Origin of the sequence: Caballeronia sp. INML2, assembly GCF_023631365.1 — a bacterium.
In the GTDB taxonomy this organism is placed as follows: Bacteria; Pseudomonadota; Gammaproteobacteria; order Burkholderiales; family Burkholderiaceae; genus Caballeronia; species Caballeronia turbans.
Window position 1 is genome coordinate 42211 of sequence record NZ_JALQDH010000060.1, and the last position, 14462, is coordinate 56672.

The 14462-nt window shown below is 62.7% G+C and carries 13 protein-coding genes; 10 read left to right on the plus strand and 3 right to left on the minus strand.

Annotation, left to right across the window (positions count from 1 at the left end):
* Nucleotide 1 precedes the first annotated feature (1 nt).
* Together NCT32_RS21565 and NCT32_RS21570 are read right to left on the minus strand one after the other, a co-directional pair.
* Nucleotides 2-796, minus strand: a complete 795-nt coding sequence (locus NCT32_RS21565; protein ID WP_061117071.1) for a DUF899 domain-containing protein — start codon at nucleotides 794-796, stop codon at nucleotides 2-4.
* 156 nt (nucleotides 797-952) lie between these two features.
* On the minus strand, nucleotides 953-1462 hold the full coding sequence (locus NCT32_RS21570; protein WP_061117268.1) for a DUF6622 family protein: 510 nt from the start codon (nucleotides 1460-1462) through the stop codon (nucleotides 953-955).
* A 314-nt stretch (nucleotides 1463-1776) separates the two neighbouring features.
* Between NCT32_RS21570 and NCT32_RS21575 the strand changes: the two genes are divergently transcribed.
* On the plus strand, nucleotides 1777-2736 hold the full coding sequence (locus NCT32_RS21575) for a bile acid:sodium symporter family protein (RefSeq protein ID WP_061117070.1): 960 nt from the start codon (nucleotides 1777-1779) through the stop codon (nucleotides 2734-2736).
* A 51-nt stretch (nucleotides 2737-2787) separates the two neighbouring features.
* Here NCT32_RS21575 and NCT32_RS21580 read toward each other — a convergent pair whose 3' ends face one another.
* Complete coding sequence (locus tag NCT32_RS21580) at nucleotides 2788-3351, minus strand: thioredoxin family protein (RefSeq protein ID WP_061117069.1); 564 nt, start codon at nucleotides 3349-3351, stop codon at nucleotides 2788-2790.
* A gap of 241 nt (nucleotides 3352-3592) precedes the next feature.
* On the opposite strand from NCT32_RS21580, the gene NCT32_RS21585 reads away from it, so the two are divergent.
* The 9 genes from NCT32_RS21585 (at nucleotide 3593) to NCT32_RS21625 (ending at nucleotide 14462) form a co-directional block, all read left to right on the plus strand.
* On the plus strand, nucleotides 3593-5347 hold the full coding sequence (locus tag NCT32_RS21585) for a cytochrome c biogenesis protein DipZ (protein ID WP_061117068.1): 1755 nt from the start codon (nucleotides 3593-3595) through the stop codon (nucleotides 5345-5347).
* Nucleotides 5348-5732: 385 nt separating this feature from the next.
* Entirely contained in the window at nucleotides 5733-7019 is a 1287-nt protein-coding gene (locus tag NCT32_RS21590; protein WP_061117267.1) for a glycine betaine/L-proline ABC transporter ATP-binding protein, read from the plus strand.
* Nucleotides 7016-7906, plus strand: coding sequence for a proline/glycine betaine ABC transporter permease (locus NCT32_RS21595; protein ID WP_061117067.1), 891 nt, complete (start codon nucleotides 7016-7018; stop codon nucleotides 7904-7906). Before NCT32_RS21590 ends, NCT32_RS21595 begins: the two co-directional genes overlap by 4 nt.
* A 54-nt stretch (nucleotides 7907-7960) precedes the next feature.
* The gene (locus tag NCT32_RS21600) at nucleotides 7961-8842 is read left to right on the plus strand and encodes a glycine betaine ABC transporter substrate-binding protein (RefSeq protein ID WP_061117066.1); all 882 of its coding nucleotides are present in this window, start codon (nucleotides 7961-7963) and stop codon (nucleotides 8840-8842) included.
* Nucleotides 8843-8896: 54 nt separating this feature from the next.
* On the plus strand, nucleotides 8897-9784 hold the full coding sequence (locus tag NCT32_RS21605; RefSeq protein ID WP_061117065.1) for a dihydrodipicolinate synthase family protein: 888 nt from the start codon (nucleotides 8897-8899) through the stop codon (nucleotides 9782-9784).
* 5 nt (nucleotides 9785-9789) lie between these two features.
* Nucleotides 9790-11121: an FAD-binding oxidoreductase gene (locus NCT32_RS21610; RefSeq protein ID WP_061117064.1), complete on the plus strand. Its 1332-nt coding sequence runs from the start codon at nucleotides 9790-9792 to the stop codon at nucleotides 11119-11121.
* Nucleotides 11122-11138: 17 nt separating this feature from the next.
* Nucleotides 11139-12632, plus strand: a complete 1494-nt coding sequence (locus NCT32_RS21615; RefSeq protein WP_061117063.1) for an aldehyde dehydrogenase — start codon at nucleotides 11139-11141, stop codon at nucleotides 12630-12632.
* 17 nt (nucleotides 12633-12649) lie between these two features.
* Complete coding sequence (locus tag NCT32_RS21620; protein WP_061117062.1) at nucleotides 12650-13420, plus strand: pyrroline-5-carboxylate reductase; 771 nt, start codon at nucleotides 12650-12652, stop codon at nucleotides 13418-13420.
* A 40-nt stretch (nucleotides 13421-13460) separates the two neighbouring features.
* Nucleotides 13461-14462 (plus strand): LysR family transcriptional regulator, encoded by a 1002-nt coding sequence (locus NCT32_RS21625; protein WP_061117061.1) that lies wholly within the window; start codon nucleotides 13461-13463, stop codon nucleotides 14460-14462.

Genomic DNA, 14462 nt, shown 5'->3' on the forward strand with positions numbered 1-14462 from the left:
TTCACCCCTTGTTTTTAGCGCTCTCGGCGCGAAATGCCGCTTCGCCCGCGTCGGATACCTCGACCCATTTCTTGTCGGGCGGCGCATCGTCGATATAGCTATCGTGCCAGTTCCACCACTTGTAGGTCGGTGTCTGCGGATAGCCTTCAGGCGAGTCTTCCCACAGCTCCTGACGTCCAAGCGGCGTGATGTCGAGATAGTTCCACGTATTGCCCATCTGCTCGTCGCCGCGATTGTTGAGGAAATACGTGCGGAATACGTTATCTCCATCACGGAAAAACACGTTCGTGCCGTGCCATTCGTCGACCCCGAAATCGGCATCGAAACGATCCGTCAGCGTGAACCACGGAATGTTCCAGCCCATGCGTTGCTTCAGCCGAGCGATGTCCTCTTGCGGCGCACGCGATACGAATACCAATGTCGTATCGCGTGCATTCAGATGCGCAAGATGAGCGACCTGATCGGCGACGAGCGAGCAGCCACGGCACGCATGCTCGGGCCAGCCGAACACGCCGGGCTCATAAAACGCGCGATACACAATCAACTGACGCCGTCCGTCGAACAGATCGACAAAGCCGATTTTGCCGTCGGGGCCCTCGAACATATAGTCCGTTTTCACGGCCATCCACGGCATGCGGCGCCGCTCGGCAGCGAGCGCATCGCGGGCGCGCGTGTGAGCTTTTTCCTTCACGAGCAACTGCTGTCGCGCCGCTTCCCACGCTTGCTCCGACACGACGGGTGGCGTACGCATTTCAGTGCGTGCGCCCGCTGTTCCTTTTTCGTCTGATGTAGTCATGGCTTGTGCAACCTCTTGAGTTGTTGTCCGTGAAATCAGTCTGAACTCGAAAGCGAATGGCCGGGAGTAACAAGTGTGACGGCATTTCCTTGGAGGCTGCATTTGACGCTCATGCTGCGGACCTCGTGCGTTCCACGTTCGGCGAGCCAGCATCGATCAGGCCCACGACGCGCCCAGAGCGTGCATCGTTTTCCAGTACGTGAAGAAGCGTCCGGCGAACATGCCCGCGACGACACCCGACACGGCGGCATCGATGACCCCATACGTCGCGAGCGCGGAGAGATTCGTCGCGGTCGCCATCTCGAAGCCGAGCCAGAACTTCGCGATAAACGTAGTGGCGATCAGCAGCAAGGGCACGATCGACCCCGGCAGCATCACGGTGCGAGCGATCGGATCGACAATGAAGCGGCTCCGGCTCGCGTTGAACACGCCAGCGATGACGCCCGCGGCAAGCGCGAGGATCCACGCGGCGACGGCGGCCACGCCCGTGAGCGGCGACGAAATCAGATGCGCGATACCCATGCCCGCAAAAACCAGCGGGATGATCGCGAGCTTCGAAAGCGGCGTAGTGCTGGCCTGCATTGCCTTGATGCCGCGATACAGCAGAAACGCGAGCAGCACCCAGACCCATGTCGGCGTGCCTTGAATGATGGCGATCGGTGTCATGTTCATCTCCTTCAGACCAGTTGTTTGATGCGCATGATGCCGCCGAAGAATTAGATGCGAATGAGTCGAAAGAGCCGGGCGATTGCATCGCGTGAGTTAAGCGGTCCCTGAAACACGGCCGCACGCCGGGTAAAATGCGGCGCCTGCCCGCCGTTCGGCCGCAATCGCATGTGACCCGTGCGTGTGCGGTGTCGCGGGCCGCGTCCGCCCCACGAAGGCAAACATTCGTCCGTCTGCGCCCGTCCGGTCATCCCGCGAACCGCCGCTTTCGCTGAACCACACACGATACGCAACGACCTTCGAGGATTGTTTTCATGCTTGCCCGCATCACCCGCCTTTTTCCGCTCTGGGCCGTGCTCGTTTCCATCGCCGCCTACAGCGCGCCTTCGTCAGTGACGGGCATCGCGCCGCACGTCACGATGCTTCTGACGATCATCATGCTGTCGATGGGCGTCACGCTCTCCATCGACGATTTCAGGCGCGTATTCACGCGGCCCGCGCCGGTCATCGCGGGCATCGTCCTGCATTATCTCGTGATGCCGCTCGCCGCGTGGGCGATTGCGAAGGCGCTGCGCATGCCGCCCGATCTGACGGCGGGCATGGTGCTCGTCGGCAGCGTCGCGAGCGGTACGGCTTCGAACGTGATGATCTATCTCGCGCGTGGCGATGTGGCGCTGTCTGTCACGATCAGCGCGCTGTCGACCCTCGTCGGCGTGTTCGCGACCCCGCTGCTCACGCGTTTTTATGTCGATGCATCGATTTCCGTCGACGTGTACGGGATGCTGATGAGCATCGTGCAGATCGTCGCGTTGCCGATCGTCATCGGCCTCGTCGTGAATCATCTGTTCGGCAAGCTCGTGCGCAAGATCGAATGGGCGCTGCCGCTCGTGTCGATGGTGTCGATTCTGCTGATCATCGCGGCGGTCGTCGGCGGCACGCAGAAGAGCATCGCGTCGGTGGGCATGGTCGTCGCGGTGGGCGTGGTGCTGCACAACGGCATCGGCTTACTGGGCGGCTACTGGGGCGGCCGCCTGCTCGGCTTCGACGAAGCCGTCTGCCGCACGCTTGCAATCGAAGTCGGCATGCAGAACTCGGGGCTCGCGGCGACGCTCGGCAAGCTGTATTTCACGCCGATTGCAGCGTTGCCCGGCGCGCTGTTCTCGGTGTGGCACAACCTGTCGGGATCGATGCTCGCGGGCTATTGGGCAGGGCGCCCGGCGAAAGGCTCGACGCGCGATACCGATGCAGAGGGCGTCGTTGCGCGACAGGGTTGAGCGTTCGCGCGCAATCGAATGAAAAAACGCGCCTTTGCTGGCGCGTTTTTTTTAGCTCAAGCCGAGCAGCTTGCGAATCGTTTCTTCGGTCTGCGCATAGCGCCCTTCCCCGAAGTGCGTGTACACGATCTTGCCGTTCTGATCGATCAGATAGAGCGCGGGCCAGTACTGGTTGTCATACGCATTCCAGGTTGCGTATCGATTGTCCTGCGCGACGGGATATTCGATTCCATATTTGGCGATCGCTTTCCTGAGGTTGCCGGCATCGCGCTCGAAGGAATACTCGGGCGTATGCACGCCGACCACGACGAGTCCTTTGTCCCGATAGCGCGCGTACCAGTCCTTCACGTGCGGCAGCGTATGTGCGCAGTTGATGCAATCGAAAGTCCAGAAATCGACGAGCACGACTTTGCCGCGCAACTGCGCGAGATCGAGCGGCGCGCTGTTGAACCAGTTATCGATGCCGGTGAAGTCGGGCGCCTGCGCGCCGGTCTGCTGCGTCGTTTTCATGCCGGCCGCGGAGCCGGTCGATGAGAAAGCGGCGAGCGCCGCGACGGCGCCGAGCGCTGCGACCATCGCGGTGGCGACGGCGGCGATCTTGAGTCGAGCGAACATGACGGTTCTCCTTTTCGGTGATGCGTTAAAGCGTATTGAAGCGCGCCGATGTATCGGGCGCGTGTCCCGTTTGTATCGCCATGTATCCGGCGGCGCGGCCGATACACGGCGTTGCACGGCGCGCCGTTTCTGACATTCCCGCGATACATGAAGGCGCTGGAATACGACACATGCTTGTTGTGCCGTATTCCCGGCGTTCGATGCCGGTCCGTCCAACCGCTTTTCACGGAACACCGATCTCATGTCACTCATCGTCATCGCATTGCTCGGCGGCGTGTTCACCGTATTGAGCCCATGCATTCTGCCGGTCGTTCCGTTCGTATTCGCGCGTTCGGACAGGCCCTTCATCACCGACCGCCTGCCGCTTCTCATCGGACTCGCGGGCACGTTCGCGCTCGTGACCGGCCTCGGCGTCGCGGGTCTCGCGGGCGCCGCGCAACTGAATCAGTACGGCCGCTGGATCGCGCTCGCGACGCTCGCGCTGTTCGGCGCAGCGCTCCTGTTTCCGTCGATTGCCGCGCGGCTCACGCGTCCGTTGTCGGCGCTTGCGGATCGCCTCGTCGCGCGTTCGCAAACCCAGGGGACGACGCGCCGTGTCGCGTCGTCCATGCTGCTCGGCGCGGCGACCGGGCTGCTGTGGGCGCCGTGCGCAGGGCCGATTCTCGGCGTGATCCTCACGGGCGCCGCCTTGCATGGCGCGAGCTGGCACACGGCTGCGGCACTCGTTGCCTATGGCGTCGGCGCGGCCAGTTCGCTTGCGATCGCGTCGAGCCTCGGCAAGCGCGCGCTGGATGTCGTCAAGCGCTCGCTCGGCGTGGGCGAGCATCTGCGGCGTGCAATGGGCGCGCTCGTCGTATTGACCGTGGCCGCGATAGCAACGGGCTTCGACACGCGCTTGCTCGCGCATATCCCCGGCGCGCCGACGACCGGCATCGAGAGCAAGCTCGTCGGCATGCTGAAGGCGAAGCAGACTTCGCGCGATGCACAGCAAGGTGCGCGCGTCATGCGCGTATCGATGCCGGCCGCGCTGCCGGTTCAGGGCAGACTGCCATCGCTCGACGGCGCGACGACCTGGCTCAACGCCAAGCCGCTTTCCACCGACGCATTGCGCGGCAAGGTCGTCGTGGTCAACTTCTGGACGTACTCGTGCATCAACTGCCTGCGCACCTTGCCGTATCTCAAGACGTGGGCGCAACGTTATGGCGATGACGGGCTCGTCGTCGTCGGCGTGCATACGCCCGAGTTCGGCTTCGAGCGCGACACCGGCAACGTGAAGCGCGCGCTCGCGAACCTGAACATCACGTACCCGGTTGCTATCGACAACGATTACGCCATCTGGCGCGCGTTCGGCAATCAGTACTGGCCGGCGTTCTATATCGTCGATGCGCAAGGGCGCGTGCGCTTTCATCATTTCGGCGAAGGCGGATACCGCGAGGCCGAGAACGCGATTCGCGAGTTGCTCGCCGATAGCGGCGCGACGATGAACGTGCGCGATGTACACACCGTGCAGGCCAACGGGGCGCAGGCCGCGGCCGATCCGGCGAACATCGGCTCAGGCGAGACCTATGTGGGCTACAAACAGGCGCAAGGCTTCGCATCGCCGCAACGCGTGATGCCCGATGGCATCGAGACCTACACGCTGCCCGCGCGACTATCGCTTAACGACTGGGCGCTCGAAGGACAGTGGAACGTGGGAGAAGAGGCTGCGGCGCCGGCCGCGCCGCACGCGCGCATCGCGTATCGCTTTCATGCGCGCGATCTGCATCTCGTGCTCGGACCGTCGCCGGATGGCAAGCCAGTCCGATTTCGCGTGACGATCGATGGTGCGGCGCCGGGCGCATCGCATGGCGCGGACATCGCCGCCGATGGCAGCGGCGTCGTGACGAGCGCGCGTCTTTATCAGCTCGTGCGTCAGACGGGTCCGATCGTTGATCGCACTTTCGAAATCGAGTTTCTCGACCCGGGTGCGCAGGCGTATAGCTTTACCTTCGGGTAATTCGCTTGCTGACTTTCTCCTTCGACGCCGCGCCCGATGCGCGGCGTTATCGCCTTTACCAGCAGAAAAAGTTATCCAGACGACCCAGGCTAGGGACATTCCCTAGCGTCTTTTGCGAACGGCCGCGTGGCGCTCATCGTCCACGCGTAGGGCTTTCGCCCGCAAAGCCGCGTCCGCCATGGCGCTGCGATATTCGCGCAACGCTGCACCATTCTCGGGCACCTTGTGCGATGCGCCGATGCATTACCAGAAGTATCGGAAAGTGCTCACAAAATGTCGGTGGGTGATCGAAATTGGCCATGTACGCTTCATTCAACGCAAAGAACGCCGGGAAGTTCCGGCAGCGACATATCCCTTTTTCGAACTTGCTAGGTGGAATGACCCGATGATTCCCAACCTGACGCTCGCACCGAACGACGTCACGAATCCGATTTCCTCGCAGCCGGGAATCGCTTCGCCGGCCCGAACGGTTGCGGCATCCCAGACCGAGATCCTCACGGTCAAGAATCTTTCGAAGATCTTCGGCGCGAAGCCGGAGCGCGCTCAGGCGCTGTTGAAGCAAGGCCTCGGCCGCAACGAAATCTTCGCGCAAACAGGCAACATGGTCGCCGTCGATGATGTCAGCCTCGCCGTCAACGCGGGCGAGATCTTTGTCATCATGGGCTTGTCGGGCTCGGGCAAGTCGACGCTCGTGCGTCTGCTCAACCGCCTGATCGAGCCGACGTCGGGACAAGTGATCCTCGAAGGCCGCGACATCGCGCCGATGAGCACGCCCGAACTGCGCGCCGTGCGCCGCGAAAAAATGGCGATGGTGTTCCAGTCTTTCGCGCTGCTGCCGAATCGCTCCGTCATCGACAACATTGCCTACGGCCTCGAAGTCGCGGGCAGGAAGAAGGCGGATCGTTATGACATCGCACGCGCGGCACTGACGCGCGTCGGCCTCGCTTCCTACGAAAAGCTGTTGCCGAGCGAACTGTCCGGCGGCATGCAGCAGCGCGTCGGCCTTGCTCGCGCGCTCGCGGTGAACCCTTCGGTACTGTTGATGGACGAGGCATTCTCTGCGCTCGATCCGCTCATCCGCTTCGAAATGCAGAACGAACTGCTGCGCTTGCAAAAGGAAGAACAGCGCACGATTGTCTTCATCTCGCACGATATCGAAGAAGCGGTGAAGATCGGCGGGCGCATCGGCATCATGAAGGACGGGCGCCTGATTCAGGTTGGCACGCCGGCCGAGCTCATCCAGTCGCCCGCCGACGATTACGTGCGCGACTTCTTCCGCAATGTCGATGTATCGCGCTTCCTCGAAGCATCGAGTCTGATGACGAAGGTCGAACGCGGTCTCATCGCGTGCAGCACGAGCGCGCCGTCGGAGCGCTATCTGAACAGCCTGATCGACAGCGGCGCCGAGTGCGGATACGTCTGCGACGAGGCGGGGCGCTATCAGGGCTGCGTGACGCCTGCATCGCTGCACAAGAGCGGCAAACGGCCCATCGCCGACGCCTTGCTCCGCGACGTCGCGGCGGTCCCGCTGACAGCCGATTTGCATCAACTCGCGACCATCGCGCTCGGTCAGGAGCACGACGTGCCGGTCACCGATGAACAGGGCAGACTCGCGGGCGTGGTGTCGTGCCGCACGATTCTCAAGCAGGTCATGGAGCGGAGGGCAGCATGAATTCCTCGATCTTTGGAAAGTTCGCCGACGACGCAGTCAACTTTCTCTTCTCGCACTTTCGCGGCGGCTTCGACGCGTTCTCGGCCGCGCTCGGCGCGGTCATCAAGCTGCTCGAAGATGGCCTGGGCGCGGTGCCGTTCATCGCGATGCTCGTGATTCTCATGGGACTTGCGCTGTGGAGAAGGGGTGTCGTATTCGCGGTGTTCGTCGGCGCGGCGCTCTACGTGATCAATTACATGGGCCTCTGGGCGCAGACGGTTTCGACGCTCGCGCTCGTCATCGCGGCGACGTTCTTCAGCCTCGTGATCGGCGTGCCGCTCGGCATCTGGGGCGCACGCAACAGACGTGTGGAAGTCGTGCTGCGTTCCTTGCTCGATTTCATGCAGACGATGCCCGCGTTCGTCTATCTGATTCCCGCGGTCATTCTGTTCGGTCTCGGGCGCGTGCCCGCGGTGATCGCGACGATCGTGTTCGCAATGCCGCCGGTCGTGCGTCTGACCACGCTCGGCATTCGCCAGGTGCGGGAGGAACTGCTCGAAGCGGGCCGGTCCTTCGGCAGCACGGATGCGCAACTGCTTTGGAAGATCCAGTTGCCGAATGCATTGCCTTCGATCATGGCGGGCGTGAACCAGACGATCATGATGGCGTTGTCGATGGTGGTGGTCGCTTCGATGATCGGCGCGGGCGGCCTCGGCGAATACGTCCTGAGCGGGATTCAGCGGCTCGATATCGGCATCGGCTTCGAAGGCGGGCTCGGCGTAGTTCTGCTCGCAATCATTCTGGATCGTTTGACGGAGAGTTTCGGCGTGAAGTCGAAGAAGTCGAAGAAGAAAGTCATCTCCACGCCGGCCAAGCCCGCCGCGGCCGGAAGCACCGCTCAGACCTGAGCATCACAGCGTCGACTACACATTAATACTGCATTGTCAGTTACGGAGTCCGAAATGAAAAACAGCTTCATCAAATCCCTCATCGTCAAGATCGTGACGCCGGCCATCGTGGCGTTCGGGGCCGGCTCGAGCCCGGCGATCTCGGCCGAGCCGATCAAGATCGCCGTCACGAACTGGGCCGATGTGCTCGCGGTCGCGAATGTCGCGAAGTACGTGCTCGAAACGAAGCTCCAGCAGCCGGTGCAGTTCGTCCAGGCGGATATCGGCATCCAGTATCAGGGCGTGTCGCGCGGCGATCTCGACATCATGGTCGGCGGATGGCTGCCGGTGACGCACGGTCAGTATGTGGCGCGCTACAAGGACACGCTCGATGATGTCGGCATCATTTACACGGGCGGCAAGAACGGCTGGGCGGTGCCAGCGTATGTGCCCGAGTCGCAGCTTTCGTCGATCGAAGACCTGAAGAAGCCCGAGGTGCAGAAGCAACTCAACGGCGTGATCCAGGGCATCGAACCGGGCGGCGGTCTCATGCAGGCGTCGGAGCGGACAATCAAGGCTTATGACCTGTCCGGCTACAAGCTGCAATCGTCGAGCGAGGCGGGCATGCTCGCATCGGTGCAGCGTGCGTATGGATCGAAGCAATGGATCGTCGCGACCGTATGGAGCCCGCACTGGCTGTTTCAGAAGTGGCAGATGCGCTATCTGAAGGACCCGAAGGGCACGCTCGGCGGCGAGGAACAGATTCACGCCTTCGCATCGAAGCAGTTCGCGACCAAGTTTCCACGCGCGGATGTATTCTTCAAACACTACAAGCTGACGCTCGCGGATGTCGAGGCGATCGAGTTCGAAGGCAATTCGACCAACGATTACGCAACCGCCGCGAAGAAGTTCGTCGACGCGCATCCGGACAAGGTAAAGGCGTGGCTCGCGCAGTGACGCCTGACGCGCACCGCGCATGAGCACACACCCTCCATTCATCGAGAGACAAACATGAGCTTCGAAGGCGTACACACTCCGCTCGTCACCCCGTTCAAGGACGACGGCGAAATCGATCATGAAATGCTCGGTCAGCACGCCGCCAGTCTCGTGGGCCGCGTATCGGGCATGGGCGTCGGCGGCACTACCGGCGAGTACTACGCGCTCAGCTTCGACGAGCGCGTAAAGACGTTCGATACGGTGGCCTCCACCGTCGGCGGAAAGACGTATCTCACGGCGGGCATCAACGCGACCACGACGAAAGAAGTCCTGCGTATCGGACAGGAGGCGAAACGCGCGGGCTATGACGCGTTGCTCATCGCAGCGCCGTATTACGTGCAGCCGACGCAGGAAGAGTTGCTCGATCATCTGCTGAAGGTCGATGACGCGCTCGACATGCCGATCATGCTCTACAACTTCCCGGCACGCACCGGCACGGCTATCGGCGATGAAGTCCTCGACAAGCTGCTCGCGCGCCCCAACTTCGCGGCGATGAAGGAGAGCACGGGCGATATTGCGCATCTGCATCATCTCGCCACGCATCTGCCCGAGCGCTTCGTTCTCAGTTGCGGCATGGACGATCAGGCGCTCGAGTTCTTCGCATGGGGCGCGCGAAGCTGGGTCGCGGGGGCATCGAACTTTCTGCCTGAAGCGCATGGCGAGTTGCTCGAAGCATGCGTGAAGCGCGGTGATTTCAATGCTGGCCGCAAGCTGATGGCGCAATTGCTCCCCGTGCTCGAACTGCTCGAGCGCAGCGGGAAATTCATCCAGTATGTGCGTTACGGATGCGAACTCGCGGGCACGCGCGTCGGCAACGCACGTGCGCCGCTCGGCACGCTCAACGACGAAGAGCGCAGTGCCTTCGCCAAGATCGTTCAACCCTTGCTGCGCAACGCTCAGTAACGTGAATGGCCTCGAAACTGGACTTCATGCGGTTTCCCGCGCCTGACGGCGTGAACGGCTGGTGGGAGAGCCTGCCACCCGTCGCGCCCGCCAGAAGTGTGACGGGCGAAGCGCGCTTCGACTTCGTCGTGGTCGGCGGGGGTATCACCGGTTTGTGTGCGGCGCGCCGGCTTGCCGAACTTGCACCGGATGCCTCGATCGCGCTCGTGGAGGCTGATCGCATCGGGCGTTCGACAGCGGGGCGCAATTCCGGCTTTTTCGTCGATTTGCCGCATGACATCAGCAGCGAGAGTTATTCGCGCAGTGTCGAGGCCGACAAGGCGGACGTGCGCCTGCAACGGCATGGCATCGGCTATGTGCGCAGCACGGTCAAGGCGAACGGTATCGATTGCGACTGGCGCGACGACGGAAAGTATCACGCCTCGGTGAACAAGAAGGGCCATGCGGCGCTGACTCATTTCGCGGATGGGCTCGCGCGTATCGACGAGCCATGCGAGTGGCTCGACGAGGCCGCGATCGCCGGCGTGACGGGCACGCGCTTCTATCAGAGCGCGCTCTTCACGCCGGGATGCAGCACGGTTCAGCCGGCGGCGCTTATGCGCGGCCTCGCTGCGACGCAACCGTCGAACGTAACCGTGTTCGAAATGAGCGCGGTAAAGGGCATGGATACGCGCGGCCAGACGAAGCTGCTGAGCTTCGCGAACGGCAGTATCGAGGCGAAGCGCGTCGTGCTGTGCACCAATGCGTATGCAGCCACCTTTGGCGGCCATCCGAACGGCTTGCTGCCGGTCTATACGTTCGCGTCGATGTCGCGTGTCATGACCGACGACGAGATCGCAAAACTCGGCGGCACGAATTCCTGGGCGCTCATTCCGGCCGATCCGATGGGCACCACCGTGCGCCGTCTCGCCACGAACCGTATTTGCGTGCGCAACCATTTCGCGTTCCGGCCCAATCTTTCGGTGTCGGAAGGCGACCTCGCGAAAGCGAAACATCTGCATCAACGCTCGTTCGACCGGCGCTTTCCGATGCTCGCGGACGTCGAGCTGCAATACACATGGGGCGGCGCGTTGTGCCTTTCGGCAAATAACGGCGCGCTATTCGGGCAACGCGACGACGGCGTGTACGAGGCCGTCGGCTGCAACGGGCTCGGCCTGAGTCGCGGATCGGCGGCGGGCAAGCTCATCGCCGAACACGCGCTCGGGCAATCGAACGAACTGATCGATCAACTGCTGAAACAGCCGCATCCGCGTTCGCTGCCGATGCGGCCGATCGCGGACGTCGCGGTATCGGCGGCGATCTGGATGAAGGAATTCTCGGCGGGCGCCGAGCTTTGAATCTCTGAGGACATGACATGACGACGTATCAGGAATGGAAACGTCAGGCGGAACACCTGTCGCTCGACGGCCGCGCATTCATCGCGGGAGCACGCTGCAATGCCGCATCGAATGAAACGTTCGGCACGCTGAATCCTTCGACCGGCAAGGTGCTCGCGGAGGTCGCGAAGTGCGACGCCAAGGACATCGACCGCGCGGTCGTCGCGGCGCGTGAGGCGTTCGAATCGGGCGTGTGGTCGAAGGCCGCGCCATCGCAGAGAAAGGCGGTCCTGCGGCGCCTTGCGCAACTGATCGATGAAAACGCCGAAGAGCTCGCGCTCCTCGAAGCGCTCGAAGCCGGCAAGCCGATCAGCGAATGCATGGGGCTCGACATTCCCGAGTCGGCGGCGTGCATCCGCTGGCATGCCGAGGTGACGGACAAGCGTTACGACGCGCTGTCGCCGTCCGGTCCGAACGTCGTGAGCATGATCACGCGTGAGCCGATCGGTGTCGTCGGCGCAGTGCTGCCGTGGAATTTTCCGGCGCTGATGCTGGCGTGGAAGATCGGGCCGGCGCTGTCCGTGGGCAACAGCGTCATCGTGAAGCCTGCGGAGCAGACCTCGCTCTCGACGCTGCGCATCGCCGATCTCGCACTGGAAGCGGGCGTGCCGCCCGGCGTGTTCAGCGTCGTGACGGGCTTCGGCGAAAGCGCGGGTCAGGCGCTCGGCACGCACGCGGATGTCGATCTCATCGCCTTCACGGGCTCGACCGAAACGGGCAAGCGCTTCCTGCGCTATTCCGCCGATACGAACCTGAAGCGCGTCGTGCTCGAATGCGGCGGAAAGAATCCGCAAGTCGTATTGCCCGACGTCGCGAATCTCGATGCCGTCGCGGAGCAGGCTGTCGCCGCCGCGTTCTGGAACATGGGCGAGAACTGCAGCGCGGGCTCGCGCATTCTTGTTCACACGAGCCAGAAGGCCGAACTGCTGCAAAAGGTGCAGGCCGTGCTCGAAGGCTGGAAAACCGGCGATCCGCTCGATCCCGATGTCAAGCTCGGCTCGCTCATCGAGGAGGCGCATTATCGCAAGGTGCTTGGCCACATCGAGAAGGCGAAGGCCGAGGGTGCGCGTGTCGCGAGCGGCGGAAACGCGACGCTGATTGAAACGGGCGGCTGGTTCGTCGAGCCGACGATCTTCGACAACGTCACGCCGGAAATGAGCATCGCGCGCGACGAGGTCTTCGGCCCGGTCGTCTGCTTTATCGAATATGCTGACGTCGACGAGGCCGTGCGCATCGCGAACGATACGTGCTACGGACTCGCGGCATCGCTATGGACCGACAACGTGAACCAGGCGCATAAAGTCGCGGCGCGCATCCGCGCGGGCACCGTGACCGTGAACTGCTTCGGCGAGGGCGATCTCTCGACACCCTTCGGCGGCTTCAAGCAGTCCGGTTTCGGCGGACGCGACAAGTCGGTCTACGCGCACGACCAATATTGCGAGCTGAAGACGACCTGGCTGAAGCTCGACTGATCATCGGACGAGGCAACATGCGCATTGGCTTCATCGGCACCGGCACGATCACGGCGGCGGTCGTGACCGGCATGATCCGCTTCGGCGTTTCTTTCGAGCGCGTGGCGCTGTCGCCACGCAATGCGAAAACTGCGGCGCGCTTGGCCGCGCTCGACGCGCGTATCGAAGTCTGCGAAAGCAATCAGCGCGTGCTCGATACGTCGGACGTCGTCTGTCTTGCGGTCGTGCCGCAGATCGCACAGGACGTTTTGAGCGAGCTTACATTCGATGCGCGGCATCACGTCATCAGCTTTATCGCGGGGAAATCCCTCGATCAGATCCGGGCTTTGGTGCGCCGTTCGGCGAGAATCGTGCGCGCGGTGCCGCTGCCCGCCGTAGCGGCGGGCAAGGGCAGCACGGCGATCTGCCCGCACGACGACATCGCACGGACGCTGTTCGCGCCGCTCGGCGAAGCGGTCGAAGTCGACGACGAGCATCAGTTCGATGCCCTGTCCGCCGCGACCGCGACGATGGCCGCCTTCTTCGCGCTGCTCGAGGAACAGGCGTCGTGGCTCGTGGCGCAAGGCGTGCCGTATGCGTCGGCCCGTTCGTTTTTGTCGGGCTATCATGTGGGGCTTGCACATGAAGCGACCTCTGGCACCGAGCCTTTCTCCGCGATGATCGGGCACGCGAGCACGCCCGGCGGCCTCAACGAGCAGTTCAACCGTGAGTTGTCGGAGCGGGGCACGTACGCGCATTATGCGGAGGCGCTCGACAACATCATGCGCCGCGTGAAAGGGCGTGGATAACGAAGTCAGGCGATCATCGCGCCCCTCGAAGGTGATTCACATGCAGAAGAAACAGCAGTTCGCGGACCGGCTACTCGCCCAGATGCCGTCGCTGCGCGCGCTCCGGTGTTTCGTCACCGCGGCGCGCTACGAAAGCTTCACGCAAGCCGCGGAAGTGCTGTGCGTCACGCAGGCGGCGGTAAGCCGGCAGATCAAGGAACTCGAAGACACGCTCGAAGTGGCGCTTTTCGAGCGCACTGGCCGGCACATCGCGCTGACCGACGCGGGCCGCATTCTCTACAACGCGTCGTATCTCTCGATCATGAACATCGCGGAGGCGGCGCAGGCGGTGCGGCGCGTCGATCGCCACGCGTTGACGCTCTGCATCTCTCATACCTTTTCGGCGCTCTGGCTTTCGTTCAGGCTGCCCGCGTTTCGCCAGCGCTTTCCGGACATCCGCCTGCATGTGATGGTGACCGAGCACTTCATGGAGCTCGACGAGCTCATGCAGCCCGATGTCATCATCACGAAGAATCCGCCGCGCGAGGCGGAGTATGAAGTCGAACCGCTCTTTCACGACATCGTGTATCCGGTGTGCAGCGCGCCTTTTCATGAGCGCTATTTCCGTGGGCGCACGCTCAAGCCGCTCGATCTGCTCGCGCATCCCACGCTGAGCCTTTCGCTGCTCGGTCGCGCGCAAGTGTGCGAGCACGTCGACTGGCGCGTGTGGAAGAACTGGTATCAGCAAGGCGACGGTTCCGAACGCCTCGATCAGCACGACAATTTCGAAAGCAACGACTATCGGCTGCTCGTCGCGCAGGCCGAAGCAGGCGAAGGGACGTTGCTCGGCTGGCATCATCTCGTGCATCGTCAGGTCGAACAAAAGAAGCTGGTCCGTCCCGTCGACGACGCGCTCGTGTTCCATGACCGTCATCACTATCTGATCACGCATCGCAACGCGAAATCGCGCCCGGAATACATGCAGTTTCGCGAATGGCTCGACGAGGAAATCGGCACGATGATGCAGCAATGGCCCGCGGCCGAATCGAAGGCCGTTCTCTGA

Excerpts from the sequence above, each read along its gene's own strand:
- NCT32_RS21565 (WP_061117071.1), bottom strand. The coding sequence starts at position 796 with ATGACTACATCAGACGAAAAAGGAACAGCGGGCGCACGCACTGAAATG.
- NCT32_RS21570 (WP_061117268.1), bottom strand. The coding sequence starts at position 1,462 with ATGACACCGATCGCCATCATTCAAGGCACGCCGACATGGGTCTGGGTG.
- NCT32_RS21575 (WP_061117070.1), top strand. The coding sequence starts at position 1,777 with ATGCTTGCCCGCATCACCCGCCTTTTTCCGCTCTGGGCCGTGCTCGTT.
- NCT32_RS21580 (WP_061117069.1), bottom strand. The coding sequence starts at position 3,351 with ATGTTCGCTCGACTCAAGATCGCCGCCGTCGCCACCGCGATGGTCGCA.
- NCT32_RS21585 (WP_061117068.1), top strand. The coding sequence starts at position 3,593 with ATGTCACTCATCGTCATCGCATTGCTCGGCGGCGTGTTCACCGTATTG.
- NCT32_RS21590 (WP_061117267.1), top strand. The coding sequence starts at position 5,733 with ATGATTCCCAACCTGACGCTCGCACCGAACGACGTCACGAATCCGATT.
- NCT32_RS21595 (WP_061117067.1), top strand. The coding sequence starts at position 7,016 with ATGAATTCCTCGATCTTTGGAAAGTTCGCCGACGACGCAGTCAACTTT.
- NCT32_RS21600 (WP_061117066.1), top strand. The coding sequence starts at position 7,961 with ATGAAAAACAGCTTCATCAAATCCCTCATCGTCAAGATCGTGACGCCG.
- NCT32_RS21605 (WP_061117065.1), top strand. The coding sequence starts at position 8,897 with ATGAGCTTCGAAGGCGTACACACTCCGCTCGTCACCCCGTTCAAGGAC.
- NCT32_RS21610 (WP_061117064.1), top strand. The coding sequence starts at position 9,790 with ATGGCCTCGAAACTGGACTTCATGCGGTTTCCCGCGCCTGACGGCGTG.
- NCT32_RS21615 (WP_061117063.1), top strand. The coding sequence starts at position 11,139 with ATGACGACGTATCAGGAATGGAAACGTCAGGCGGAACACCTGTCGCTC.
- NCT32_RS21620 (WP_061117062.1), top strand. The coding sequence starts at position 12,650 with ATGCGCATTGGCTTCATCGGCACCGGCACGATCACGGCGGCGGTCGTG.
- NCT32_RS21625 (WP_061117061.1), top strand. The coding sequence starts at position 13,461 with ATGCAGAAGAAACAGCAGTTCGCGGACCGGCTACTCGCCCAGATGCCG.